Source organism: Mesorhizobium sp. YL-MeA3-2017, from assembly GCF_030814575.1.
In the GTDB taxonomy this organism is placed as follows: domain Bacteria; phylum Pseudomonadota; class Alphaproteobacteria; order Rhizobiales; family Rhizobiaceae; genus Mesorhizobium; species Mesorhizobium terrae.
The window spans coordinates 1,991,343-2,017,309 of the sequence record NZ_JAUSVH010000001.1 but is presented as its reverse complement, the minus strand read 5'-3'; the positions used below and the strand labels follow the sequence as shown (position 1 = coordinate 2,017,309).

Annotated in this window: 24 protein-coding genes; 18 read left to right on the top strand and 6 right to left on the bottom strand. The window is 63.5% G+C overall.

Annotation, left to right across the window (positions count from 1 at the left end; genetic code table 11):
• Positions 1-56: 56 nt before the first annotated feature.
• From QFZ88_RS09370 to QFZ88_RS09335, 8 genes are all read left to right on the top strand, one after another.
• On the top strand, positions 57-737 hold the full coding sequence (locus tag QFZ88_RS09370; RefSeq protein WP_081766981.1) for a TetR/AcrR family transcriptional regulator: 681 nt from the start codon (positions 57-59) through the stop codon (positions 735-737).
• Positions 737-1,978, top strand: coding sequence for an acyl-CoA dehydrogenase family protein (locus tag QFZ88_RS09365; protein ID WP_024926912.1), 1,242 nt, complete (start codon positions 737-739; stop codon positions 1,976-1,978). The genes QFZ88_RS09370 and QFZ88_RS09365 overlap by 1 nt, the downstream gene beginning before the upstream one ends.
• A gap of 40 nt (positions 1,979-2,018) precedes the next feature.
• Entirely contained in the window at positions 2,019-2,987 is a 969-nt protein-coding gene (locus tag QFZ88_RS09360; protein WP_024926911.1) for an NADPH:quinone oxidoreductase family protein, read from the top strand.
• Between the two features lie 25 nt (positions 2,988-3,012).
• Entirely contained in the window at positions 3,013-4,050 is a 1,038-nt protein-coding gene (locus tag QFZ88_RS09355) for a zinc-binding dehydrogenase (RefSeq protein ID WP_024926910.1), read from the top strand.
• A gap of 174 nt (positions 4,051-4,224) precedes the next feature.
• The gene (locus tag QFZ88_RS09350; protein WP_024926909.1) at positions 4,225-5,391 is read left to right on the top strand and encodes a glycosyltransferase family 87 protein; all 1,167 of its coding nucleotides are present in this window, start codon (positions 4,225-4,227) and stop codon (positions 5,389-5,391) included.
• Positions 5,384-6,355, top strand: coding sequence for a glycosyltransferase family 2 protein (locus QFZ88_RS09345; protein ID WP_024926908.1), 972 nt, complete (start codon positions 5,384-5,386; stop codon positions 6,353-6,355). Before QFZ88_RS09350 ends, QFZ88_RS09345 begins: the two co-directional genes overlap by 8 nt.
• Positions 6,352-7,173, top strand: a complete 822-nt coding sequence (locus QFZ88_RS09340) for a ChbG/HpnK family deacetylase (protein WP_024926907.1) — start codon at positions 6,352-6,354, stop codon at positions 7,171-7,173. The genes QFZ88_RS09345 and QFZ88_RS09340 overlap by 4 nt, the downstream gene beginning before the upstream one ends.
• A complete protein-coding gene (locus QFZ88_RS09335) occupies positions 7,170-7,574 on the top strand; it encodes a GtrA family protein (RefSeq protein ID WP_024926906.1) in 405 nt (134 codons plus the stop codon). Before QFZ88_RS09340 ends, QFZ88_RS09335 begins: the two co-directional genes overlap by 4 nt.
• A gap of 10 nt (positions 7,575-7,584) precedes the next feature.
• Here the strand turns inward: QFZ88_RS09335 and QFZ88_RS09330 are convergent, their stop codons facing one another.
• Positions 7,585-8,442, bottom strand: a complete 858-nt coding sequence (locus QFZ88_RS09330) for a MurR/RpiR family transcriptional regulator (RefSeq protein WP_051504803.1) — start codon at positions 8,440-8,442, stop codon at positions 7,585-7,587.
• Positions 8,443-8,551: 109 nt separating this feature from the next.
• Here QFZ88_RS09330 and QFZ88_RS09325 point away from each other — a divergent pair, with 109 nt between their 5' ends.
• The 10 genes from QFZ88_RS09325 to QFZ88_RS09280 all read left to right on the top strand — a co-directional run bounded on the left by QFZ88_RS09325 (position 8,552) and on the right by QFZ88_RS09280 (position 20,571).
• Positions 8,552-9,370, top strand: a complete 819-nt coding sequence (locus QFZ88_RS09325) for an N-formylglutamate amidohydrolase (RefSeq protein WP_024926904.1) — start codon at positions 8,552-8,554, stop codon at positions 9,368-9,370.
• 24 nt (positions 9,371-9,394) lie between these two features.
• On the top strand, positions 9,395-10,942 hold the full coding sequence (locus tag QFZ88_RS09320; RefSeq protein ID WP_024926903.1) for an amino acid permease: 1,548 nt from the start codon (positions 9,395-9,397) through the stop codon (positions 10,940-10,942).
• A gap of 94 nt (positions 10,943-11,036) precedes the next feature.
• Positions 11,037-12,407, top strand: coding sequence for a glutamine synthetase family protein (locus QFZ88_RS09315; RefSeq protein WP_024926902.1), 1,371 nt, complete (start codon positions 11,037-11,039; stop codon positions 12,405-12,407).
• A gap of 184 nt (positions 12,408-12,591) precedes the next feature.
• Positions 12,592-13,980 carry an aldehyde dehydrogenase family protein gene (locus QFZ88_RS09310; protein WP_024926901.1) on the top strand — a complete coding sequence of 463 codons (1,389 nt, stop codon included), beginning with the start codon at positions 12,592-12,594 and terminating at the stop codon, positions 13,978-13,980.
• A 27-nt stretch (positions 13,981-14,007) separates the two neighbouring features.
• The gene (locus QFZ88_RS09305; protein ID WP_024926900.1) at positions 14,008-15,180 is read left to right on the top strand and encodes an iron-containing alcohol dehydrogenase; all 1,173 of its coding nucleotides are present in this window, start codon (positions 14,008-14,010) and stop codon (positions 15,178-15,180) included.
• A gap of 256 nt (positions 15,181-15,436) precedes the next feature.
• Positions 15,437-16,543: an ABC transporter substrate-binding protein gene (locus QFZ88_RS09300; RefSeq protein ID WP_024926899.1), complete on the top strand. Its 1,107-nt coding sequence runs from the start codon at positions 15,437-15,439 to the stop codon at positions 16,541-16,543.
• Positions 16,544-16,607: 64 nt separating this feature from the next.
• Positions 16,608-17,519, top strand: a complete 912-nt coding sequence (locus QFZ88_RS09295; RefSeq protein ID WP_024926898.1) for an ABC transporter permease — start codon at positions 16,608-16,610, stop codon at positions 17,517-17,519.
• Positions 17,516-18,307, top strand: a complete 792-nt coding sequence (locus tag QFZ88_RS09290) for an ABC transporter permease (protein ID WP_024926897.1) — start codon at positions 17,516-17,518, stop codon at positions 18,305-18,307. The genes QFZ88_RS09295 and QFZ88_RS09290 overlap by 4 nt, the downstream gene beginning before the upstream one ends.
• Positions 18,308-18,328: 21 nt before the next feature.
• On the top strand, positions 18,329-19,393 hold the full coding sequence (locus QFZ88_RS09285) for an ABC transporter ATP-binding protein (protein WP_024927255.1): 1,065 nt from the start codon (positions 18,329-18,331) through the stop codon (positions 19,391-19,393).
• Between the two features lie 332 nt (positions 19,394-19,725).
• A complete protein-coding gene (locus QFZ88_RS09280; protein ID WP_024927103.1) occupies positions 19,726-20,571 on the top strand; it encodes an EamA family transporter in 846 nt (281 codons plus the stop codon).
• A gap of 35 nt (positions 20,572-20,606) precedes the next feature.
• Here the strand turns inward: QFZ88_RS09280 and QFZ88_RS09275 are convergent, their stop codons facing one another.
• From QFZ88_RS09275 to QFZ88_RS09255, 5 genes are read right to left on the bottom strand one after another with little or no spacing between them, the layout of a single operon-like run.
• Positions 20,607-20,924 carry a Dabb family protein gene (locus QFZ88_RS09275; RefSeq protein WP_024927102.1) on the bottom strand — a complete coding sequence of 106 codons (318 nt, stop codon included), beginning with the start codon at positions 20,922-20,924 and terminating at the stop codon, positions 20,607-20,609.
• Positions 20,925-20,937: 13 nt separating this feature from the next.
• The gene (locus tag QFZ88_RS09270) at positions 20,938-22,566 is read right to left on the bottom strand and encodes a GMC family oxidoreductase (protein ID WP_024927101.1); all 1,629 of its coding nucleotides are present in this window, start codon (positions 22,564-22,566) and stop codon (positions 20,938-20,940) included.
• Positions 22,567-22,578: 12 nt separating this feature from the next.
• Complete coding sequence (locus tag QFZ88_RS09265; protein ID WP_024927100.1) at positions 22,579-23,340, bottom strand: 3-ketoacyl-ACP reductase; 762 nt, start codon at positions 23,338-23,340, stop codon at positions 22,579-22,581.
• Entirely contained in the window at positions 23,337-24,836 is a 1,500-nt protein-coding gene (locus QFZ88_RS09260; protein WP_024927099.1) for a GMC oxidoreductase, read from the bottom strand. The genes QFZ88_RS09265 and QFZ88_RS09260 overlap by 4 nt, the downstream gene beginning before the upstream one ends.
• A gap of 9 nt (positions 24,837-24,845) precedes the next feature.
• A complete protein-coding gene (locus QFZ88_RS09255; protein WP_024927256.1) occupies positions 24,846-25,961 on the bottom strand; it encodes an ABC transporter ATP-binding protein in 1,116 nt (371 codons plus the stop codon).
• Between the last annotated feature and the right edge of the window lie 6 nt (positions 25,962-25,967).

Sequence of the window (25,967 nt, the reverse complement as noted above, 5' to 3'; positions counted from 1 at the left end):
CATACCGAGTAGTATGTTGAACTTCGCATGTTGTAAAGCCGGCAAATCGAGGGGCAATGGCAGCGAGACCGCACTTGGCGGAGCGGGAAGAGGAGGCCGGAGCCGTCGGTGGCACCATCGCCGCCGACGGCTCCCGCGCCGCGATCCTCGACGCTGCTGCCGCCTGTTTCATGGCGCGGGGCTATGCTGCCAGCTCCATCGACGATGTCGCCCGCAGCCTCGGCTCGACCAAGGGCCGCATCTATCATCACTATCCATCCAAGGGCGATCTGTTCGCGGACGTGTTTCGCACCGGCATGGCGATGAACTATGCCGCGATCGAGCCGGCGCGCCGCCTTGCCGGCACGGCGGTGGAACAATGGCGGCATATGGCGACGATCCATACGCGCCAGATGATCGTGACACGCAGCTATCAGCGCGTGGTGTGGGAAGGCGTCGAGCTTTATCTGCGCGGTGCGACCACGCCGGAGCAACGCGAGGAATTCGCGCGGCTGATGCAGGTTCGCAACGACTATGGCGCGATCTTCCGGCAGGTGATCGTGGCGGCGCGCCAGGCGGGCGCCATGCGCTTCGACGATCCCGGCATCACCGAACAGCTCATGTTCGTGTCGCTCAATTCTCCGCTGTTCTGGTACACGCCGCGCCCCGGCGAAACCAAGGATGACATCGAGGCGATCGTGGCGCAGGTCGTCCATTTCACCGCGCGTGGACTGGGCGTCGGGGAAGGGAACCTGTGATGGCCGACATGAATCTCGGCATGACCGAAAAGCTGAAGCCGATCCACGCCCAGGTCGCTGCCATGGTGCGCGACGAGGTGATGCCGCTCGACGAGGAGTTCCTGGCGGAGGTCGGCAAGGCCGGTGACCGCTGGGCCTATTCGAAACGTCAGACCGAAATCCTCGAAGGGCTCAAGGCCAAGGCGCGTGAGCGCGGCCTGTGGAACTTCTGGTTGACCGGCTCCGATCGCGGCTACGGGCTGACCACGGTCGAATATGCCTATCTGGCCGAGGAGATGGGCAAGGCGCATCTGGGTGCGGAGACCTTCAACTGCTCGGCGCCCGACACCGGCAACATGGAGGTGCTGGAACGCTACGGTTCGGCCGAACACAAGAAGGCGTGGCTGGGTCCCTTGCTCGAAGGCAAAATTCGCTCGGCCTATCTGATGACCGAGCCGGATGTGGCCTCCTCGGACGCGACCAACATTTCCATGCGTTGCGGGCGCGACGGCGGCGACTATGTGCTGAATGGCGAGAAATGGTGGGCTTCCGGCGCCGGCGATCCGCGCTGCGCGATCTATATCGTCATGGTGAAAACCGGCGGCGCCGGCGAGCCGAAGCACAAGCAGCACTCGATGATCCTGGTGCCGGCGGATACGAAAGGCGTCACCAAAATTCGCGCCATGCAGGTCTATGGCGATGACGATGCGCCGCATGGGCATATGCATCTGCGCTTCGACAATGTCCGCGTGCCGGCCACGAACATGATCTTGGGCGAGGGCAGGGGCTTCGAGATCGCGCAGGGCCGGCTTGGCCCCGGCCGCATCCATCACTGCATGCGCGCCATCGGTCAGGCCGAGATGGCGCTGGAATTGCTGTCGCGCCGCTCGGTGCGGCGTGAAGCGTTCGGCCAGCCGCTGGCCAGGCTCGGCGCCAATTTCGACATCATCGCCGAGTGCCGCATGGAGATCGAGATGGCCAGGCTGCTCTGCCTCAAGGCAGCCTGGATGATCGACCGGGGCGACGCGCGCGCGGCAGCTCCATGGATCAGCCAGATCAAGGTTGTGGCGCCGCGCGTGGCGCTGAAGGTGGTCGACGAGGCCGTGCAGATGCACGGCGCGCAAGGCATCAGCCAGGATACGCCGCTGGCGCGAGCCTGGACGCACCTGCGCACGCTGAGACTCGCCGATGGGCCCGACGCGGTGCATCGCCGCCAGGTGGCGCGCGAGGAACTGAAGAAATACACGCAGGAAAAGCTGTAAGGTCCGTTCAGGGCAAAATGCTCGATCCGGGAGGAGAGACATGAAAGCCGTCATCGCTCGTGCCTTCGCGCCGCTCGATCAGCTCGCCTATGGCGATTGGCCGGAGCCGGAAGCGAAAGGCGATGGCGTGGTGATCGCCGCCGAGGCGATCGGCGTCAACTATCCCGATGGCCTGCTGGTCCAGGGCCTCTATCAGATGAAGCCTCCGGTGCCGTTCGTGCCGGGCATGGAAGTGGCCGGGCGGGTGATCGCGGCCGGTTCGAAAGTGCAAAGCATCAAAGTCGGCGACCGGGTCGCCGCGCTGACCGTCATCGGCGGCTATGCGGAGAAGGTCGCGTTTCCCGAGACGATGGCGATGAAGCTGCCGGATGCGATGAGCGCGGCGGACGCCTGTGCGCTGATTTGCGGCTATGGCACATCCCATCATGCGCTCAAGCAGCGCGGCCAGCTCGAACAAGGCGAAACGCTGTGCGTTCTGGGTGCGGCCGGTGCCACCGGCGTTGCCGCCGTGCAGATCGGCAAGGCGATGGGCGCCAAGGTCATCGGTGTCGCCTCGTCGCCGCAAAAGCAGCGCATCGCCGCCGAGGCCGGCGCCGACATCGTGCTCGGCTACGACAATTTGAAGGACGCGCTCAAGGAAATCACCGGCGGCAAGGGCGTCGATGTCGGCTTCGATCCGGTTGGCGGCGATGCCTTCGAGGCACTGGCGCGCGCCATGGGCTGGAACGGACGGCTGCTCGTCATCGGCTTCGCGTCGGGCACCATCCCGAAACTGGCGGTCAACCTGACACTGGTGAAAGGTTTCTCCGTCGTCGGTGTTTATTGGGGCGATTTCACCGTTCGCGAGCCGCAGACCTATGCCGGCAACATGCGCGAACTGGTCGATTGGTATCTCGCCGGAAAGGTCAAGCCGGTAATCGAGGGCGTCTACCCGCTGGCCGATGCGGCCAGCGTTCTGAAACGCGTGCTGGGGCGCGGCGCGTCCGGCAAGTTGATCCTCAAACCCTAACCACCCCTGGGCAAGGAGCATTGCGATGACCATTGCATCCGAAATGAAGGCGCTACTCCTGGTCGGCGACGGCTACGCCCGACAGCCGAGCGGAAGCGCACTGGAAGCCATGGAGCCTTATGTGCGTCCGGGCGTGATCGGCGTGCCGGTGCCTGAAGCAACGCAGGTGCTCATCAAGGTGAGCCTGGCTTCGATCAACCCGTCCGACGTGATGTTCGTGAAGGGCCTCTATGGCCAACCGCGCGTGCAGGGGCAGCCGGCCGGCTTCGAAGGGGTTGGCACGGTGGTCGCCGCCGGCGACGATGCCTATGCGCAGAGCCTTGTTGGCAAGCGCATTGCCTTCGCCACGGGCCTGACCAATTGGGGCGCCTGGGCCGACTATGCTCTGGCCGAGGCGCTCGCCTGCATTCCGCTGATCGATGCGGTCCGCGACGAGGATGCGGCCGCGATGATCGTCAACCCGCTGACCGCCATTGCCATGTACGGCATCGTCAAGGACGAGGGGCACAAGGCCTTCGTGATGACAGCCGGCGCCAGCCAACTCTGCAAACTGATCATCGGCCTGGCCAAGGAGGACGGCTATCATCCGATCGTGACCGTGCGTCGCGACGACCAGATCCCGCTGCTGAAGGAACTGGGGGCCGCCCATGTGCTCAACGAGAAGGCGCCGGATTTCGTGCAGACGCTGCGCGAGGTGATGAAGGTCGAACAGCCTCGCATCTTTCTCGACGCGGTCACCGGTCCGCTGGCTTCGCTGGTGTTCGACGCCATGCCCAAGCGCTCGCGCTGGATCATCTATGGCCGGCTCGACCCGTCTGACACGATGATCCGCGAGCCCGGCCAGCTCATCTTCCAGCAGAAGCATGTCGAGGGTTTCTGGCTGACCGACTGGATGCGTCGCAACAAGGATCGCCGCGGCCCGGCGGCGCTTGAGGCGCAGAGGCGCTTTGCCGACGGCCGCTGGTCCACTGACGTCACGGCGGTGGTGCCGCTGGCCGAGGCGATGGCGCGCCTACCCGAAGAACTGGCCAAACCCAACGGCAAGGTCTTCATCCGGCCCTGATCGCAATTCCCGCGCAATGTTGGGCCCATAGACACCGGACCCGAAAAGACGCTCGTCGTGGAGCGTTCCCGGTTCGCGGGCTGTACCGAACAGCCTTGGCCATGATATGCCCGCGCCCTGATAAAAGGCGGCTCAGGTTCATCGGAAGCCGCCGGCATTGGGCAATGTTGGGCAATGGCAAAATCTAGACAGGCTTGGGATTGGGGCGGCCTGGCACTTTGGCTTGGCGGGTTCGCGGCGATCCTTATTATATCCGGCATGGCGCCAGACCATCGGTCCGTGATGCGCAGCTACCGCACGGCCAGCGAGTTGTTCCTCGACGGCAAGCCGCTCTACAATCTCGATATCGCCATGGGCTATCTCTATTCACCGGCCTTCGCGGTGCTCTATGTGCCGTTCACGAAGCTTGGCCCCGTGGTCGGCGACGGCTTGTGGCGGATAGTTGGCTTTGCTGTTCTGACCTATGCCGCGTGGCGGCAGGTCCGCACGATCGATCCGGCCAACCGGCTCTGGATGTTGTCCTATGCACTTTTCCTGGCGGTGCCGATCACGGCCGGAGCCTTGCGCAACGGCCAGGCGACCATCCTGCTCGCGGGTGCCTGCTGGCTGCTGGTTCTGTCGGCGCTCGAAGGCCGACGTGTCGAAACCTTCCTGTGGGCGACGGTGGCAGTGATTGCCAAGCCGACCGCCATCATCGTTTTGCTCCTTGTCGGAGCGCTGCGGCTGCGGCTGATCCCGGTGCTGTTAGCGTTGCTGCTTTTTGTGCTGGCTATCCCCTACGCCTTTGCCCCGGCTGACTATGTCACCCAGCTTTATCGTGATTTCGCCACGCTGATGACCTCGATGTCGGTCGACAAGGCCGTCGTTTTCGAAACGGCCGATTTCACCGCGCCGTTCACCGCCTTAGGCATGCCGATCTCCAGCGAGGCAGCGACACTGGTGCGGATTGCCGTGGCGCTGCCGACGCTCGGGCTGGTGCTGTGGTACGATCGCAATCTCGACCGGCGCCTGGCGGGCCTCGCCATTTTCCTGACCGCCGCGTTCTACATGAGCCTGCTCAACCCGCGCGTCGAGTATAACACCTTCGCCGTGTTAGCGATGCCGGCTGGCATGGCACTGGCGGTGATGTGGGACAATGAGGAGGGTGGCATTCTGCCCTCCGTGCTCGCCATCGCCTTGTTCGCGACGGGGCTGACGGGCATCAATTCGCATCTTCACGAGGCCCTGCGGCTCTGGTTCCGGCCCATCGCCATGACCGTGATCGTCCTGCCGGTATTGTGGTGGTTCTGGTCGGTTGCGCATGGCAGGTTCAAACGGATCGGAGCACAAGCGCATGCCTGAGCGCCAGCCCACGCTCGACATTGTCACGCCGTTCTGGAACGAGGCGGCCTCGGCGGAAGGTTTCGCCCGGCTTTTGTTGGAACTGGAGACCGAGGTTTCCCGTCGCTTCGGTTTCGCCACGCGCAAGATCCTGATCGATGACGGCAGCGTCGACGACAGCGCCGCGCGCTTTGCCGAGGCACTGGGCGGCGAATGGGAAATCGTCCGGCTCAGCCGCAATTTCGGCAAGGAAGTGGCCGTGCTGGCCGGTCTCGACAGGACATGCGGCGACATGGTTTTGATCATGGATGCCGACCTGCAGCACTCGCTGGAGGTGAGCCTGAAGTTGATCGGCGAACTGGTCGAGAACCCGGACGTCGACGTGGTCTATGCCCGCACCAATCGCGAAGGTGCGAGCTGGAAGCGCAGCCAGTCGGCCAAGCTGTTCTACAGTCTGATCAATTCGAGCCAGCGCTTCGATATTCCTGAAAATGCCGGCGACTTCCGCGTCATGCGCGGGACGGTGGCGCGCGCGTTGACTAAGCTTCGCGACAAGCGGCGTTTCAACAAGGGGCTCTATGCCTGGGCGGGGTTCCGGCACAAGGCGGTGACCTACACGCCGGGGCAGCGCGTCAGCGGCACGAGCAAATGGAGCCGGCTCAACCTGTTGGCCTTTTCGATGGAAGGCTTTGCCTCCTTCTCGGTGCTGCCGCTGCGCATCCTCAGCCTGTCGGGTCTTGCGGTTGCGCTGGCTGGCGGCATCTACGGCCTCAAGGTCTTCTTTGAAGTGTTTTTCTACGGCATCGCCGTGCCCGGTTATCCTTCCCTGCTTGTCGCCATTGTCGTGCTCGGCGGTTTCAACCTCGCCCTGCTCGGCCTGATCGGCGAATATGTCTGGGTGGCGCTCAGCGAGAGCAAGGACCGTCCTGTCTACATCGTGCGCGATATCGTCAGCGGCGCGGGTGAGCAGAAGCCGGACGCATGACCCGCTCTATCCGCCTGATCGCCGACGACTACGGCCTATCGCCCGGCGTGTCGGACGCGATCCTTGACCTGATCGGGCGCGGACGATTGACCGGTACGAGCTGCATGACCGGCTTCCCGGAATGGGAACAGGCCGCCGAAAGGATCAAGCCGTTCGTCGGCCGTGCCGCGATCGGCCTGCATCTCACGCTGACCGACCAGCCGGCGCTGACGGCGCCTTCGGGCCTTGCGCCGCAAGGGCAATTGCCCTCACTCGGCGAACTGGCGTCGCCGCTCAAGCGTCGGCGCTTCGGCACCATCGACATCCACACTGAGCTCGACGCGCAGCATCGTCGTTTCGTCGAGGCGCTCGGCCGTGAGCCCGATTCCATCGACGGACATCAACATGTGCATTTCCTGCCTGTGGTGCGGGATTGGCTGAAGATGCGTTTCGCCGGCTCTCAAAGGCCGATGTTGCGCGGCGCGCCCGTTTTGTCGCGGGGCGTCGGCGTGACGGCACTCAAGGTGGCCACCATCGCGGCGCTGGCGCGCGGGTTCGACCGATCGATGCAAGCAGCCGGATTTTCCGCGATGAAGCCGCTCGCAGGCATCTATGACTGGCGCCGGCCGTCGGATTTCGCGCCGACCGTGCGCCGCGCTGTCGAAGGTTTGCCGGAAGGGGGCGTGTTCATGTGCCATCCGGGCCATGTCGATGCCATTCTGGCCACACGCGACCCGATGCAGGCGGTGCGGCGGGCCGAATACGACTTCCTGGCTTCGGAAGAATTCGGCACCATGCTTGACGCAGCTGGCGTCAGCATCCAAGGCGGCACTCGATGAGCGACGATCCTGGCCGCACGCTTGGCAGCAAGATGGGGCGCTTCGCCGTGGTCGGCGTGGCGAATACGGTCATCGACCTCGCAGCCTTCTCTGCCCTGCTGTGGGTTGCCGTGCCGCCGCTGGCCGCCAATGTCGGGGCCTGGCTCGTTGCCGTCGCTTTCTCCTTCACGGCCAACCGCTTCTGGTCGTTCGAACGCGACCGTTCGATCCCGCTTGGCCGTTCGGTTTTCCGTTTTGTCTCGCTGGGCGCATTGATCTCGCTCGGCGTGTCCAGCTTGTTCATCGCCGCACTCGCCGGCTGGACCGGTGTGTGGCCGGCCAAGATTGCCGGCATCGTGGTCGCTGCCGTCCTTAACTTCCTGGCGGCGCGCTGGTCGATCGAAGGGCGGTTGGTCCGGTGAGGGGTTGGCGCTAGCGCAGCCCTTCCATTTCGCGGATGCGCCTGGCGCTTTCCGGTTCCATCTGGCGGGTAACGGCGCCGATCAGTGTTTCGGCCACCACGAACAGCGCCGCCGACGAATCCCAGGGCGAGGGGACTGCTGTGCGCCCGGCAATCACATGGCGGGCGAAACGCGCGATGGGCGACAGCCACTGGTCGGTGAAAAGCACGATCTGCACGCCGCGCTGATGCGCCTTCTCGGCGAAGCGGATGAGGCTGTCCTGGTAGCGGCGGATGTCGAAGATGACCAGTACGTCGCGCTTGCCCATGTCGATCAGCCGGTCGCGCCACATGCTTTCCTGGCCGACGAGGTGGAAGACGTTGGGACGGATGATGGCGAGGTGGGCGGCCATGTAGCGCGCCAGCGGGTCGGTGAAACGGCCGCCGATCAGGAACATGTGGCCGCGGTGGTCGGCCATCTTCTCGGCGATCTCGTTCAATTGCCGGTCCGAGAGGTGGCGGAATGTCTCGCGCAGATTGTCGAGCGTCGCCTCGATCATCGGCGAGGCGGCATCGCTGCGGCTCGGCGCCGTGGCGGCGCGCGAGGCCGGCGACTGCAATTGCGCGGCGAGTTCGTCCTGCAGCGCCGACTGGAATTCCGGGTAGTTCTGGAAGCCGAGGCGGGCGACGAAACGCAGGATGGTGGGAGACGAAACGCCCGCCTGCTGGGAGAAGTCGGCCACGGTCTTCAAGCCGATCACCGGGTAGTTGGCGACCAGCGTTTGCGCCGCCCTGCGCTCGCCCGCTGGCATCGCGTCGATGCGGTCGGCGATCAGTTCGGCGATGGAAGTGGTTGTCGTCTGCGTTTCCAACCCGGCACCCCCAAGCATTTCGGAAAAGGCGTTTGACAAAGTTCGGCAAACTGTATGAAATCATCCATGGGAGCGCAATGACACAAAATACGTAACATACGATACGCTCCCAGGGGACGGCGGATCGATGGAGACGACAAGCCGGGGAAAGCTTGCGACGGCGGATTCCGTGAGGGTGACGAACCCGGACGGAAACGGCGCCTATGTCTTTACCTGCGACCACGCCTCCAACTTCCTGCCCGCCGAATATGGAACGCTCGGCCTCGCGGCCCCAGAGCTCACCCGCCACATTGCCTGGGACCCCGGCGCCCTGCCGGTGGCGCAGATATTGAGCGAACGGCTTGGCGCGCCGCTGGTCGAGACCTGCATTTCGCGCCTGGTGCTCGACTGCAACCGCCCGCTCGATGCGCCGGACCTGATCTCGCCCGTCAGCGAGACAACTGCCATCCCCGGCAATGAAGGCCTGTCCGCCGCAGACCGGCAGGCACGTATCGACCGTTGCTGGAAACCGTTCCACGAAACGATCGACAGGCTGATCGAGACGCGCGCGGCACGCGGACTGGAGACGCGGCTGGTCTCCGTGCATTCGTTCACGCCCGTTTACAAGGGTGTCGACCGCCCTTGGCACATCGGCATCATTCATGACGATGACGCCCGGTTGTCGGCCCCGCTGATTGCCGCCCTGCAACAGCAGGGTGGCTTCACCGTTGGCGCCAACCAGCCTTACTCGCCTGCCGACCGGGTCTACTTCACCCTGGAGCGGCACGCGCGCTCGCGTGGCCTGTTGTGCGCAATGATTGAAATTCGCAACGATGAGATCCGGGACAAAGCCGGACAGAAAAAATGGGGAGAACGACTGGCGGGCATCTTTACCGGTCTTGAGCCGGCGCGGCTGCCAAAGCCGCCGCCGTTCCGGCCGCTCCACTCGATTGAAGGCACCATCTGAAGGTATAAAAAAGGGAACACTCTCATGGCAGCGCCTGGTAATGTCGAACACAATAGTGAGGACGTGAAGGTCCTCCATTCTATGGGCTACGCGCAAGAATTGGCGCGTCGCATGAGTGGCTTTTCAAATTTCGCGATCTCCTTCTCGATTATCTGCATTTTGGCGGGTGGCATCACGTCTTTTCCGCTAGCGATGGCTACCGGGGCTGGCTTTGAGGCTACCATCGGTTGGGTTATCGGCGGCTTGTTCGCGTTGGTTGTTGCCGCGTCGCTTGGTCAAATTGGCTCGGCCTATCCAACTGCGGGCGGCCTCTATCACTGGTCGTCGATCCTAGGAGGTCGAGGCTGGGGTTGGGCAACGGCCTGGATCAATCTACTTGGCCTCATTTTCGTCGTCGCATCGGTCAATGTCGGTGTTTTCCTGTTGTTCAGGGACCTAGTATGGGCCGGTGTGTTCGGCCACGACGTGTCGCAATGGGGTTATCAGGAGCAGGTAATCGGTGTCGCGCTGATCACCCTGACCCAAGCCCTCTTCAACCATTTCGGCATCAGAATCACGACGGCGCTGACGGATTTCTCCGGTTATCTGATCTTGGTCGTCGCCGTGGTTCTTACAGCTATGTTCCTAATCTGGGGCGCGAGTTGGGACTTCTCGCGGCTGACCACCTTCGTCAACAACACTGGCGAAGCGGGTGGCGGCTATGTGCCGGAGGCAAGAACGGCGCTGGTCGCCTTCCTGATTGGCCTACTCTATCCGCTCTATACGATCACCGGTTTCGACGCTTCCGCACATACTTCGGAAGAGACCCACAACGCGCGCGTTGCCGTTCCGCGCGGCATGATTCATTCCGTGTTGTGGTCGCTGGTCTTCGGCTTCGTGATGGCGGTTTCGTTCATCCTTGCGAGCCCGGATCTCGCGGCTACAGCCAAGGACGGCGCCAACGCATGGTTCAATCTGTTCAATAATTTGCCGGCACCAGGCTGGTTGAAGGACATCATCGCCATTGCAATCGTGCTGGCCAACTACATCTGCGCGCTGGCCGGTCTCACTTCCACTTCGCGCATGATTTTCGCTTTCGCGCGCGACGGCGGCCTGCCGGGCTCCTCGATGTGGAAGTCGGTCAGCCCGACATGGCGTACGCCCGTACCGGCTATTTGGCTGGGTGCGGTGCTTTCGGTTGCGGCGACACTCTACTCGCCGGCGTTCGCGGCGCTCGCGGCAGGTTGTGCGCTGTTCCTCTACGTGTCCTACGCGATGCCGGTAGCAGCGGGCTTCCTGGCGGAAGGTAAAACCTGGACCGAATTCGGGCCTTTCCGTCTAGGCGTCTGGTCCAAGCCGTTCGCCGGCATCACCGTGCTCGGTGTTCTGATCCTGATGTATGCCGGCATCCAGCCGCCCTTCGACATCCTGATCAACTACGCCATCGGCTTGCTCATCCTGTTGGTGGTGCTCTGGTTTGGTATCGAGCGCCGCCGCTTCCAGGGTCCGCCGATCGGTGACGAGGTGGCCAAGCGTGCCGCCGAGATCGCCGCCGCGGAACGCGCCGTCGGCGAGACGGCTGGCGGCCACTAAGTCCCAAAAACACGACCATGGCCGGCGGTCGCCGGCCATGGTCGCCCTTCCATCAAATCCGTTCCTAAAAAATGAAAACCGGAGTGCTCTAAGAATGGCAGGCAACCTTTCGTTCGATCAGTTGAAGAAGGCGGTGCAGGCAGGGGAGATCGACACCGTTCTCGCCTGTGCCGTCGACATGCAGGGTCGCCTCGTCGGCAAGCGTTTCCTGGCTCAGTATTTCGTCGAGTCCGCGCATGACGAGACGCATGGCTGCAACTATCTGCTGGCGGACGACATCGATATGGAGCCGGTGCCCGGCTACAAGGCGGCGAGCTGGTCGAAGGGTTATGGCGACTTCGTCATGAAGCCGGACCTCGCAACGCTGCGGCAGGTGCCGTGGCTCGAAAAGACCGCGTTGGTGCTGTGCGACCTGCTCGACCACCACAGCCATGAAGACCTCGCCCATTCGCCGCGCGCCATCCTGCGCAAGCAGGTCAAGCGGCTGACCGAACGCGGCTATATCGGCTATTTCGCCTCCGAACTCGAATTCTACCTGTTCAGCGAAGGCTATGACGCCGCCCGCAAGAAGCACTGGCAAGGCATCGAGACCGCGTCGCCCTATATCGGCGACTACCAGATCGGCATCACCACCAAGGAAGAAGGCATCATGCGCCGCCTGCGCAACGAGATGCAGGCCGCCGGCATTCCGATCGAGAATTCCAAGGGCGAGTGGGGCCCGGGCCAGGAAGAGATCAATGTGCGCTACGCCGAAGCGCTGGAGATGGCCGACCGCCACGTTATCCTCAAGAACGGCGCCAAGGAGATCGCCGATTCCGAAGGCAAGGCGATCACCTTCATGGCCAAGTACAATTACGGCCTGGCCGGTAATTCCAGCCATATCCACAATTCGCTGTGGAGCGCCGACGGCAAGACGCCGCTGTTCTTCGACAAAAAGGGCCCGTGGACGCTGTCCAGCCTCGGCCAGCAATGGTCCGCGGGCCAGCTCAAATATGCCAAGGAATTCACCTGGTTCCTGGCGCCCTACATCAATTCCTACAAGCGCTTCCAGTCTGGTACCTTCGCACCGACCAAGATCATGTGGTCGGAAGACAACCGCACGGCGGGCTTCCGCCTGTGCGGCGAGGGCACCAAGGGCATCCGCATGGAATGCCGCATCGGCGGCGCCGACCTGAACCCCTATCTCGCCTTCGCGGCGCTGATCGCCGCCGGTCTTGCCGGCATCGACGAGAAGTTGGAACTACAGAAGCCGTTCGTGGGTGATGCCTACCAGGCTTCGCGCCTGCCGGAGATACCGAAGACGCTGCGCGAGGCGACCGAGACCATGGCCAAGTCAAAGATGCTCAAGGCCGCTTTCGGCGAGGACGTCATCGACCATTACGTGCACACGGCGCGCTGGGAGCAGTTCGAATACGACCGACGCATCACCGATTGGGAACTGCACCGGGGGTTCGAGCGATATTGAGGAGGGAGCCGGCCTTCCCTCTTGTGGGAGGGCGCGGTGACCGGATATCGCAAGGCGAAGTTGGTGAGACGGGGCAGGGCGAACAGGGTTCGGTCTGCCCTTTCGCCCGCGCCACGACAAGACGTTAGCGGACCGGCCTTTGCCGAGATGGCGGGCTAGGACGCGCAATGAGGAAAAACGAAGCATGACTGAAACCGTAAAGCTTACTTCCCCCATCGATGGCTCGATCTATGTCGAACGGCCGATCGCCAGCGATCAGGCGGTTAACGCCGCCGTTGAGCGCGCCCGCGCGGCGCAGGCCGACTGGGCGAAGGTGCCCGTCGCCGAGCGCGCCAAATACATGCTGAAGATGCTGGAAGCGCTGGTTGCCATGAGCGACGAGATCGTTCCGGAACTGGCATGGCAGATGGGGCGTCCGGTGCGCTACGGCGGCGAATTCGGCGGCGTCAAGGAACGCACGCAATACATGGTCGAGATCGCCGAGCGCGCACTGGCGCCGGTGCCAGCCTCCAATCCGAAGGACGGTTTCCGCCGCTATGTGAAGAAGGACCCGCTCGGCGTGGTCATGGTGATCGCGCCGTGGAACTACCCGTACCTCACGTCCGTCAACACCATCGTGCCGGCGCTGATCGCGGGCTCGACCGTCATCCTCAAGCACGCCGCGCAGACGCTGCTGGTCGGCGAGCGCTTCGCCAAGGCCTTCGAGGCGGCCGGCCTGCCGAAACATGTCTTCCAGAACATGGTGCTCAACCACGCCCAGACGGAAAAGCTGCTCGGCTCGGGCAAGATCGACCACGTTAACTTCACCGGCTCGGTCGCCGGTGGTCGCGCCATCGAAAAGGCCGCGGCCGGCACCTTCATGACGCTGGGTCTCGAACTCGGCGGCAAGGATCCCGCCTATGTGTTGCCCGACGCCAAGCTCGACCATGCGGTGGCCAATCTCGTCGAAGGTGCCTTCTTCAATTCCGGCCAGTGCTGCTGCGGCATCGAGCGCGTCTACGTGCACGAGAAGATCTATGACGATTTCGTCGAGGGCTTCATCGCCGAGACGAAGAGCTATGTTCTCGGCAATCCGCTCGACCAGGCAACGACGATGGGCCCGATGGCGCAGGCGCGTTTTGCCGACTTCATTCGCGAGCAGAAGGCCGAAGCGCTGCGCAAGGGCGCGACGGCTCACATGAACACCAGGGACGCGGCCGACAAGGCTGGTTCGCCCTATCTGCCGGCCGAGGTGCTGACCAATGTCGACCACCAGATGTCGGTCATGCGCGAGGAGAGCTTTGGCCCGATCGTCGGCATCATGAAGGTGCGCAACGACGAGGAGGCGGTCGCCCTTATGAACGACAGCCCCTATGGCCTCACCGCCTCGATCTGGACCGCCGACACCGAGCGCGCCGTGGCCATCGGCGACCGCGTCGAGACCGGCACCGTGTTCATGAACCGCTGCGATTACCTCGATCCCGCGCTTGTCTGGACCGGCGTCAAGGACACCGGCAAGGGCGCGGCGCTTTCGCAGATCGGCTACGACAATCTGACCCGGCCGAAGTCGTATCACCTGCGCGAGAAGATCTAGTTAGCCGCCCATTCCAAGGAAAACTGCATGTCCAAGCTCGTCTCCAAATGGAACTACCCGACCACCATCCGCTTCGGCGCCGGCCGCATTTCCGAATTGCCGGACGCGCTGGCCGCGACTGGCATCAAGCGTCCGTTGTTCGTCACTGATCCCGGTCTCGCAAAGCTGCCGGTGGTGGCCTCGACGTTGAAAATCCTCGACGATGCGAAGATCCCCTACGGCGTCTTTTCCGATGTCCGCCCGAACCCGGTGGAATCGAACCTCACCGCTGGCATCGCCGTCTTCAAGAAGGGCAAGCATGACGGCGTCATCGCCTTCGGCGGCGGCTCGGCGCTCGATCTCGGCAAGCTGATCGCCTTCCAGGCCGGCCAGACCCGCCCGGTCTGGGATTTCGAGGATATCGGCGACTGGTGGACGCGCGCCGACAGCAACGCCATCGCCCCGATCGTCGCCGTTCCGACGACCGCCGGCACCGGCTCGGAGGTTGGCCGCGCCAGCGTGCTGACCCACGAGGCGACGCACACCAAGAAGGTCATCTTCCATCCGAAGATCCTTCCCGCCATCGTCATCGCCGATCCCGCGCTGTCGGTCGGCATGCCGCAATTCATCACCGCCGGTACCGGCATGGACGCGCTGGCGCACTGCCTCGAAGCTTATTGCGCGCCGGGCTATCACCCGATGGCCGACGGCATCGCGGTCGAAGGCGTACGGCTGGTGTTCGAGAACCTGCCCAAAGCCTATGCCAACGGCAAGGACCTGACCGCCCGCGCGCATATGATGAGCGCCGCTGCGATGGGCGCCACCGCCTTCCAGAAGGGGCTCGGCGCCATCCACTCGCTGTCGCATCCGATCGGCGGCCTCTATGACACCCATCACGGCATGACCAATGCCGTGTTCATGCCTTATGTGCTGGCCTTCAACCGCGACGTCATCGAGGGCAAGATCGAGCGCCTCGCAGCCTATTGCGGCATCAAGGGCGGCTTCGACGGTTTCGCCAAGGCGATCACCAAGCTGCGCAAGGAACTGAAGGTTCCGCACACGCTCGGCGGCCTCATCAAGGACCTCGACATGGACAAGAAGCGCAAGGGCCTGATCGCCGACATGGCAATCGTCGATCCGACTGCCGGCGGCAATCCGGTGAAGCTGACTAAGAAAGCGGCGCTGTCGCTCTTGGAAAACTCTTTGTCGGGAACGGTATAAGAGACGCGCGAGGCAGGTGCGACTGTCTTTCGCGAACTTGCGAAAAATAAAAAAAGCAAGGGGAACGAAAGGGCTGGGAGGAGGCGCCAGAAAGTTTAGCCGGAAAACGAACGGGCACCCGATTGCGGGTGTCCGGCAAAAGTAGTTAACTTTCCGTGCCTTTCGGGGCGCGGGGCGGTCCGCCTTCATCGGACTGTCATATAACGGGGATACCGCATCGCAGGCGTCCCTCGGCGTCAGTTCAACGGAGAGAAAAATGTTCAGATTCACGGGAAAAGTGCTTTCCCTTACGGCAGTCGCCCTGATGGCCTCTTCCGCTTTCGCTTCGGCCTCGTCGCTGGACGAGCTGGCAGCTGCGGCCAAGAAGGAAGGCCAGCTCACCACGATCGCGCTGCCGCATGACTGGTGCGGCTACGGCGCCGTCATCGATGGCTTCAAGAAGAAGTACCCGGAAATCAAGATCAACGAACTCAATCCCGACGCCGGTTCGGGCGACGAGATCGAGGCGATCAAGGCCAACAAGGACAACAAGGGCCCGCAGGCTCCCGACGTCATCGACGTTGGTCTCTCCTTCGGCCCGTCCGCCAAGGCCGACGGCCTGATCCAGCCCTACAAGGTCTCGACCTGGGATTCGATCCCCGACAGCGCCAAGGATGCCGACGGCTTCTGGTACGGCGACTATTACGGCGTTCTCTCGTTCATGGTGAACAAGGACCTGGTCAAGAACGCCCCGACCGACTGGGCCGATCTCTTGAAGCCGGAATACGCCAACTCGATCGCGCTTGCCGGTGACCCGCGTGCGTCCAACCAGGCCATCCAGGCTGTCTATGCCTCGGGTCTGTCGGGCGGCGCCGCTGCTGGTGAAGCCGCTGGCAAGGCCGGCCTCGAATACTTCAAGAAGCTCAATGCCGCCGGCAATTTCGTTCCGGTGATCGGCAAGCCGGCAACGCTCGCCCAGGGCCAGACGCCGATCCTGATCAACTGGGACTACAATGCGCTCGCCGGTCGCGACACGCTGAAGGACAATCCTCCGGTTGAGGTCGTCGTGCCGAAGACCGGTGTCGTCGCCGGCGTCTACGTTCAGGCGATCAGCGCCTACGCGCCGCACCCGAACGCAGCCAAGCTCTGGATGGAGTATCTCTATTCCGACGAAGGTCAGCTCGGCTGGCTGAAGGGCTACTGCCACCCGATCCGCTTCAACGATCTCGCCAAGAAGGGCGCGATTCCGAAGGAGCTGCTCGCGAAGATGCCGCCGGCCGCTGCCTATGAAAAAGCCGCGTTCCCGACGCTCGACGAGCAGAAGGTGTCGAAGGAAGCGATCACCAAGAACTGGGATTCGATGGTCGGCGCCAACGTCAAGTAAGTTCACGACAATTGTCCGGGCGGCTCCACGCCGCCCGGACTTTATCTAACGAAGACAGGCCGGCATGACCGATATCAGTCTTTCAGGACCGGCTGCTGCCGGAAAGATCGTACCGCCAGCACAGGCGCGGGCCATGCGGCTGCCCACGCAATGGTTGGGCGTGGCGCCGTTCATCATCTTCGCGCTGATGTTCCTGATCCTGCCGACGCTGTATCTCATCCTCGGCGCGTTCCAGAACAGTGACGGTGCCGTCACGCTGGAAAACATCATCGAGCTGGCGCAACCGTCCATCGTCGCCGCCTATCTGATCTCCATCAAGGTTTCCGTTGCCTCGGCGCTTCTCGGGGCGTTTATCGGCCTTGCCATCGCGATCGCCATCGTGCGCGGCGGCCTGCCCAACTGGACGCGCTCGGCAACGCTCACCTTTTCCGGCGTGGCCTCGCAGTTCGCCGGCGTGCCGTTGGCCTTTGCCTTCCTGGCGACGCTCGGCCGGCTCGGCCTTGTCACCGTTTTCCTGCGCGCGCTTGGCTTCGACCCCTACCAGCACGGCTTCAACGTCCTGTCCTTCTGGGGCCTGACGCTCACCTATCTCTATTTCCAGATTCCGCTGATGGTGGTCATCATCACGCCGGCCATCGATGGCCTGAAGAAGGAATGGGGCGAGGCTGCCGCGACCTTGGGTGCCACGCAGTGGCAGTACTGGCGCATGGTGGTGATCCCGGTGATCTGGCCGAGCTTCCTCGGCACCGTGATCCTGCTCTTCGCCAATGCCTTCGGCGCCATTGCCACCGCCTATGCGCTGACCGGTTCGTCGCTCAATATCGTGCCGATCCTGCTCTATGCGCAGATCCGTGGCGACGTGCTGCACAATCCACATCTCGGCTATGCCATCGCTTTCGGCATGATCTTCATCACGGGCCTCGCCAATGTCTTCTACATCTGGTTCCGGACCCGTTCGGAAAGGTGGCTGAAATGAAGTCGGGCAGATTCTGGGCCTGGGTCACTTTTATCCTCGGCGCCGCCTATTTCTTCATTCCGCTGATCGCGACCATGGAATTCTCCATGCGTATGCGGCGCGGCACCTATTCCTTCGACGCCTACAAGGTGGTTCTGGGCGACGAGCGCTTCCAGGCAACGTTCACCTTCTCGGTGCTAGCCGCGGTCTTCACCATCATCCTCGGTGTGCTGCTGGTCGTGCCAACCGCCTACTGGATCAGGCTACGCCTGCCGCAGCTCCGGCCGGTCGTCGAGTTCGTGACACTTCTGCCGCTGGTCATCCCGGCCATCGTCATCGTCTTCGGCTACATCCGCATGTATGGCTCGAACTCGCCGCTGCCGTTCCTGTCGAGCGACATGGGCACCAACGCGCTTCTGGTCATCGGCTATGCGACGCTGGCGCTGCCCTATATGTACCGCGCCGTCGACACCGGCCTCAGGACCATCGACGTGCGCACGCTGACCGAGGCGGCGCAGATCCTCGGCGCCGGCTGGACCACCATCATCGGCCGCGTCATCCTGCCCAACGTGCTGATCGCGGTGCTGTCGGGCGCATTCCTGACCTTCGCCATCGTCATCGGTGAGTTCACCATGGCCAGCCTGCTCAACCGTCCGGCCTTCGGCCCGTATCTTCAGAACATCGGCGCCAACCGCGCCTATGAGCCGGCGGCGCTTGCCATCATCGCCTTCGTCATCACCTGGGGCTGCATGTCGGTCATCCAGGTTCTGTCCCGTTTCGCGCCGAAATCGGCGAATCGCCCGAATTGAGCCCGAGAAAGTCCTGAACCCATGGCTGATCCGTTCCTTTCCATCCAGCATGTGAAGAAAGCCTTCGGCGCCACCACCGTGGTCGAGGACTTCAACCTCGATATCGCACGCGGCGAGTTTGTCTCGTTCCTCGGGCCTTCGGGCTGCGGCAAGACGACGGTGCTGCGCATGGTCGCCGGCTTCGAGGAGCCGACGGCCGGCCAGATCATCGTCGGCGGCAAGGATGTCACCCGGCTGAAGCCGAACCAGCGCAATGTCGGCATGGTGTTCCAGGCCTATGCGCTGTTCCCGAATCTTACCGTGGCGCAGAACGTCGCCTTCGGTCTCAAGGTCGCCGGCATACCGAAGGCTGACAGCGACAAGCGCGTCGCCGAAATGCTCGACCTGATCAAGCTGCCGCAACTCGGCGACCGCTATCCCTACCAGCTTTCCGGCGGCCAGCAGCAGCGCGTGGCGCTTGCTCGTGCATTGGCGCCGAAGCCGAAACTGCTTCTGCTCGACGAGCCGCTGTCGGCACTCGACGCCAAGGTGCGCGTGTCGCTGCGCGACGAAATCCGCGCCATTCAAAAAGAGCTCGGCATCACCACCATCTTCGTCACGCATGACCAGGAAGAAGCGCTGTCGATCTCCGACCGCATCGCGGTCATGTATGGCGGCAAGGCCGAGCAGGTCGGCGCGCCCTTCGAGATCTACAACCGTCCGGCCACCAAATTCGTCGCCAATTTCGTCGGTACCCTCAATGTGCTGGAAGGCGTGGTCAGCGATGCCGGTTCCGGCCGGGTGCGCATCAATGCCGAGGAAATCGGGCTTAAAGGTAAGTTGAACGGTTCCAAGACCGGTGACACGCTGTCGCTGGCGCTGCGCCCCGAGGCGATCGCGCTCGGCGAACGTCCCGGCAACGACGCCAAGCTCACCGGCGAAATCTCCGACGTGCATTTCCTGGGCTCGGTGATCCGGGTGCGGGTTGGCATCGGCCAGTCCAAGATTTCGCTCGACACCTTCAACAATTCCTCGACGCCGCCGCCGAATGTCGGCGACAAGGCCGAGATTTCATTCTCCTCCGGCGACGTGCTGGTTCTGCACTAGGGCTGAAACGCCGCCGCTTCCATCCTTAGTGGGATGGGGCGGTGCGCACGGCGCAAAGACCAATTGTTTGGCTGTTTTGAATGCCACGCGCCCAGAGCCTGCGCAGGGCAGGCGTAGCTTTACGCGCCGTGTTTCGCCTTTATCTCAATCGATGGTGGGAAGCGACGGATCGCCATCGGCGGGTTCCTGGTCCAAGAATCCAGGCCTTGCCTGCCCATTGCCCGGCCTCTCGCGGCGGGTTATGCCTTCAATGAACCTAAGCCGGGTAACAGATTGCCGGCAAATCGGTTCTTCGAAGTGGGCACCATTTTCACGGCCGATCACGACACGCAATGAGCCTTCTGGTCTTCCTGGCGGTGCTGTCCGCCGCCGCCATGCATGCCACCTGGAACGCCATGGTCAAGGTTCATCTCGACCGCTTCCTGTCGGTGACGGTGCTGACGCTTGGCATGGCGTCGATGGCGCTGGTGGCGGTGCCCTTCGTCGAATTTCCTCGGGCCGAGGTCTGGCCCTGGATCTTCGCCTCGACGCTCTTCCACATGGGCTACAAACTCTGCCTGATCGGCGCCTACAAGGCCGGCGATCTGGCCCAGACCTACCCGCTGGCGCGCGGTACCGCGCCCTTGCTGGCGGCCATTGGTGGCATCTTCGTTGTTTCGGAAATCCCGGGCACTTTGTCGATCGTCGGCATCGTGCTGCTCTGTGGCGGCACGCTGCTGATGTCCTTCCGCGGCGGCGCGCATCTGGAAAAGCTCAATCTGCGCGCGGTCGGTTTCGCGCTGGCGACGTCGGTGTTCATCGCCAGCTACACGCTGTCCGACGGCAGTGGCGCGCGCCTTGCCGCGACCGCGTCGAGCTATGCCGTCTATCTGTTCCTCTGCGACGGCATCTGGTCGCTGATCCTGTGCCTTCTGGTGCGCGGGCGGCAATCGCTGCCGGCGATGGCGCGCGACTGGAAGGCGGGCATCATCACCGGCTGTCTGAGCGGCACGGCCTACTGGATCGTCATGTGGGCGATGACCAAGGCGCCGATCGCCTCGGTGGCGTCATTGCGCGAAAGCTCGATCCTGTTCGCCATGATGATCTCGGTCTTCGCGCTCGGCGAAAAGATGACGGCCTGGCGCGGCGCCGCGGCCTTGTCCATCGTGGCCGGCGTCATCGCGCTGCGCATGGGCTAGTGCGCCGATCCGGACCGCTCTGAACATCTGCAGGCTCAGGCGCCGGCAGTCTCCAGATCGAACACCATCAGCCCGTCCGTGCCGCCGTCGAGCGCGGCGACCAGCCTCGCGCCGGCTTTCTGGTGCGCCTCATGCACCAGATAGGCGTCGCGGGCGGCGGCATCGCCGAAGTCGATGGTGAAGCCATGCGTGAAGCCGCGCGCGAAAGGCTCCGGACTGACATTGGCGCTGAAATGCACGGCGCCCATGCCATCGATCAGGCCGCGCAAAGCCGACAGGTCGGCATGGATCGCGGCGCGCTCCGTCGTCGATACGTCGGCACGGAATTTCACGAAGACGCAGTGGCGGATCATGGCTGTTTTTCCTTCACGCCGCGCGGTTGCCGGCAAAGACGGCCGGCGGCAGCGGCTCACGGCCGAGGATGATGTCGCCGCCTTTTTCACCAACCATGATGGTCGGTGCATTGGTGTTGGAAGAAGGCACGCGCGGCATGATCGAGGCGTCGCAGACGCGCAACCCCTCGATGCCGCGCACTTTCAGTTCCGGTGTCACCACCGCCATCGCATCATGGCCCATGCGGCAGGTGCCGACCGGATGATGATCGGTCTTGGCCGCACGGCAGGCATAGTCGGCAAGTTCGTCGTCGCTGGCGAGTGATGGGCCTGGCAGAACCTCCCGCAGCACATAGGGCTTCAGCGCGTTCTGGCGCATGATTTCGCGGGCAAGCCGCAGGCCCTTGATCGACATCTCGCGATCGTACGGGTCGGCCCAATAGTTGGGGTCGATCAGCGGCATGGCGGCCGGGTCGGCGCTGCCCAGTCTCACCGTGCCGCGCGAGCGTGGGCGCAGGAAAGCGGAATTCAGCGTCACACCCGGATTGTTCAGCTTCTCCACGCCGGCCTCGATGCCGGATCCCAGGCCGAGATGGAACTGGATGTCGGGATGGGACGCGGTCGGGTCGGCATACCAGAAGCCGCCTGTCTCGAAGAGGCTGGAGGCGACGGGTCCCTTCTTCAACAGCACATATTGCAATCCGGCCCAGAGGGTGCGGTGGAATTTGGCGTAATTGTCATAGGTGTGATCGCCGGTACATTCGGCGATCACGAAGAGATCGAGGTGGTCCTGCATGTTGGAGCCGACGCCGGGCAGGTCGTGTAGCGGCGTGACGCCGACCGATTTCAGATGGTCGGCCGGGCCGATGCCCGATTGCATCAGCAGTTTCGGCGAACCGATGGCGCCAGAAGACACGATCACCTCGCGCTCAGCCCGCAGGATCTGCGGTTGGCCGCCGGGCTTGTCGACCACCTCGACGCCAACGGCGCGGCTGCCTTCCAGAACGATGCGCGTCACCAAAACGTCGGTGCGCACGGTGAGGTTCTTGCGGTCGCGGATCGGCTTCAGATAGGCGACCGAGGCGGAGGAGCGGCGCGCATCCTTCTGGGTCAGCTGGTAGTAGCCGACACCATCCTGCGCGGCGCCGTTGAAGTCGGGATTGAACGGGATGCCCATTTCCTGCGCGGCGCGGAAATAGGCCTCGCAGATCGGCAATGGCGAGATCGGATTGGAGACGCCGAGCGGGCCCTGGTCGCCGTGATAGTCGTTGGCATAACGCTGGTTGTTCTCGGCGCGCTTGAAATAGGGCAGCACGTCGCGATACCCCCAGCCGGCCAGCCCTTCCTCCTTTTCCCAGGCGTCGTAATCGCGGGCATTGCCGCGCGTGTAGATCTGCGCGTTGATGGAGGAGCCGCCGCCGATAACCTTGGCTTGGGTGTACCAGAACACGCGGTCCTTCATGTGTTTCTGCGGCACGGTCGACCAACCCCAGGAAGCGATGCCCTTGGTCATCTTGGCGAAGCCCGCCGGCATGTGGATCAGCGGATGCCAGTCCTTGCCGCCGGCTTCCAGGAGCAGCACGGAATTCGCCGGGTCTTCCGACAACCGGTTGGCGAGCACGCAGCCTGCAGGGCCGGCGCCGACGATGATGAAGTCGGTCATGGGATCATCCGTTCATAGTCTGGGCACCGACAGCGCACCGTCGACACGGATCACCGAGCCGGTGGCGAAGCCGAGCCTGCCACCCGCAAGAGCAGCGACCGCGGCGCCGATGTCGGCGGCCTCGCCCCAGCGCTTGGCCGGCACCAGCCCGCCCTCGATCAAGGCATCGTATTTGGAGGCCACGCCGGCGGTCATTTCCGTTCGGATGATGCCGGGGCGCACCTCGAACACGCCGATATTCTCCGGCGCCAACCGTAGCGCCAGCGTCTTTACCCACATGGCGAGGCCCGCTTTGGAGACGCAGTAATCCGCACGTTCGGGCGAGGCCATTTCGGCACTCACGGAGGTGACGGTGACGATCGATCTCGGATGATGCGGCGGCTGCGCCAGCATCGCCTTGGCGACGGCCTGGGTGAAGAAGACCGTGCCGCGCAGGTTGACGTCGATCACCCGGTCGAAGTTTTCGGGCTTCAGCTCCAGCAGATCGCCGCGTACCACGGCGCCGATGCCGGCATTATTGACGAGGCAGTCGATGTGGCCGAAGGCGTCGAGCGCGGTCTCGATCACCGCCGGGTGGTTGGCGAGATTGGCGATGTCGCAGCGGCGATAGGCAAGCCGCGCGCCGCGTAAGCCGACGCTTGCGGCCAGTTCCGGGCTTGGCTCGGGGGTGAGGTCGGCGGCGGCGATGTCGAAGCCAGTTTCGGCAAGCGCGTTGGCGCAGGCGAGGCCAATGCCGCGATTGGCGCCGGTGACGATGGCGACGGGACGGGTCATGCCTTCAACTCCGTCTTGCGAATATGGTCTGCTACCCTCAGCGCCTGCGCGGCGATGGTCAATGCCGGGTTGACGGCGGCGGAAGTCGGCAGGAAACCGCCGTCGACGACGAACAGGTTGCCGTGATCCCAGGCACGGCAGAAGGTATCGAGCGGGGACGTGGCCGGGTCGCTGCCCATGCGGACCGTGCCGCACTGGTGCGAGGGCGTGCGCTTGTCGAATGGCCTGGACAGCACGATCGGATAGCCGCAGGCGCGAAAATGCTCGCGCATCACCTGGGTCAGCCGGTCGAGCGCTTGCATGTTGCTGCGGCGCCATTGCAGGACGATGTCGTTGCCGTCGACCATGACGCGGCTTTCGGGATCCGGCAGGTCTTCGCACATCAGGTACCAGTCGACCGCATGGCTGGCCATGAAATCGAGCGCGAATTTTGGCGCTAGGCGGACATTGGCCTTCAGCATGGTGCCGTCGATCTTGCCCAGAAGCTGGACATTGCCGAGCGGCTTTCCGCCCTTGCCGTCGGAGAGGTAGTAGTCGTTCAGCATCAGCGTCTTCTGGTAGACGCTGTCGTTTCTGCGGCGCGGATCGATCGCCAGCATGGCGGCCGAATTGTGGTTCATGAAATTGCGTCCGACCTGGTCGGAACGGTTGGCGATGCTCTTGCCGCCGGGCGCCGGTGAACGCAGCAGGATGACAGCGGAGTTGATGGCGCCGGCCGACAGGACGACCAGTTTCGGCGTGACGCGCTTGGCCTCGCCGTTGCGGTGATAGTGTACGGCGGCGACCGTCTTGCCGCCGGGCGTCAGTTCGAGATGGTCGACAGCGGCTCCCGTTTCGAGGCAGATGTTGTTGTCGGCCAGCGCGACCGGAAGCGGGCCGGTCTCGGCATCGATCTTGCCGATGCCAGTGTTCGGGAAAGCGTCCCACGGCGTCTTTCCATCCCGCAGCCAGGCATCGATATCGACGCCGAGCGGCAGCGACGCGGGATTGAGGCTGATGCCCTTCAACTCGGCGCGGGCGCGCGCGATTGCCGGCTCGTCCGGCACCGGCGGGAAGGCGTAGGGTACGGAATGAAAAGGCTCTGTCGGGTCCTCGCCGAGCCTGCCGCGCACGCGGAACAGTTGCTCGGCTTTCGAATACCAGGGTTCCAGTTCTTCATAGCCGAAGGGCCAGGCTGGCGAGATGCCGCCGAAATGCTCCATCGCCGCGAAGTCTTCGCGCCGGTAGCGGATCAGCACCGCGCCATAGAATTTCGAATTGCCGCCGACATAGTAGTAGTTGCCGGGGTTGAAGGGCTGGCCACCGGCCTCTCGCCACATCTCCTTCGGCCGGTAGTGGCCGTCGACGAAGATCGAGCGGCTGTCGCGTGCATGCGCGGTCGCAGGCAACTTCTCTCCGCGCTCGAGGATCAGCACCGAGGCGCCGCTTCCGGCCAAACCGGAGGCGATCGTGGCGCCGCCGATGCCGGAGCCGATGATGACGATATCGGGAGACATGGTTGCCCGCTACGCAATCCGTTCCTGGGTCGCCGGATCGAAAAACACCGCCTTGGTCAGATTGAAGGTCAGCGGCGCGGTGGTGCCCGGCTTGATGCGCGCGTCGGCGCGCAACCGCGCCACCACGCCCTTGCCGCCCAGATTGGTCACCGCGAAAGTATCGGAGCCGGCCGGCTCCACCACCTCGATGTGACAGTCCGCCGTCACCAGATGGGTGGCGTTGCGGTCGGCGCCGTCCGGATCGGTCAGCGCTTCGGGGCGGATGCCGAACATCACCTGCTTGCCACGATAGGCCGACAGCCCTTGCGGCGCGCCGTTCAGCGCAAGAGACACCGGTGCCGAACCGTTGCGGGCAAGCTCGACGCTGAGCTGGTTGCCGGTTTCCCCAATGGTGGCCGGCACCAGGTTCATGGCCGGCGAGCCCATGAAGTCGGCAACGAACATGTTGACCGGGTTGTTGTAGATCTCCTCCGGAGTACCGAACTGCTGCAGGATGCCGTCCTTCAACACTGCGATCTTGGTCGCCAGCGTCATCGCCTCGATCTGGTCGTGGGTGACGTAGACGATGGTCGTCTTCATGCGGTGGTGCAGGCGCTTGATCTCGGTGCGCATGTCGATGCGCAGCTTGGCGTCGAGATTGGACAGCGGTTCGTCGAACAGGAAGACCTGCGGCTTGCGCACCAGGGCGCGGCCCATGGCGACGCGCTGGCGCTGGCCGCCGGAAAGCTGGCTCGGCTTGCGGTCGAGCAGGTGGCCGATCTGCAGCAATTGCGACACATCGGCGATCGCCTTGTCGCGTTCCGCCTTGGCGATGCCGCGGATTTCCATGCCGAAGCCGATATTCTCGCCCACGGTCATGTTGGGATAGAGCGCGTAGGACTGGAACACCATCGCGATGTCGCGCTTCGACGGGTGCAGGTCGTTAACCCTTTTGCCGGCGATGCGGATTTCGCCGCCGGTGATCTGCTCCAGCCCGGCTATGGTGTTGAGCAGAGTGGACTTGCCGCAGCCGGACGGGCCGACCAGCACCAGGAAGCCACCTTCCTCGATGCCGAGCGTCACCCCTTTGAGGATTTTGGTGGCGCCGAAGGACTTTTCGAGATTGTCGATCTCAAGAAAGGGCATTGTATC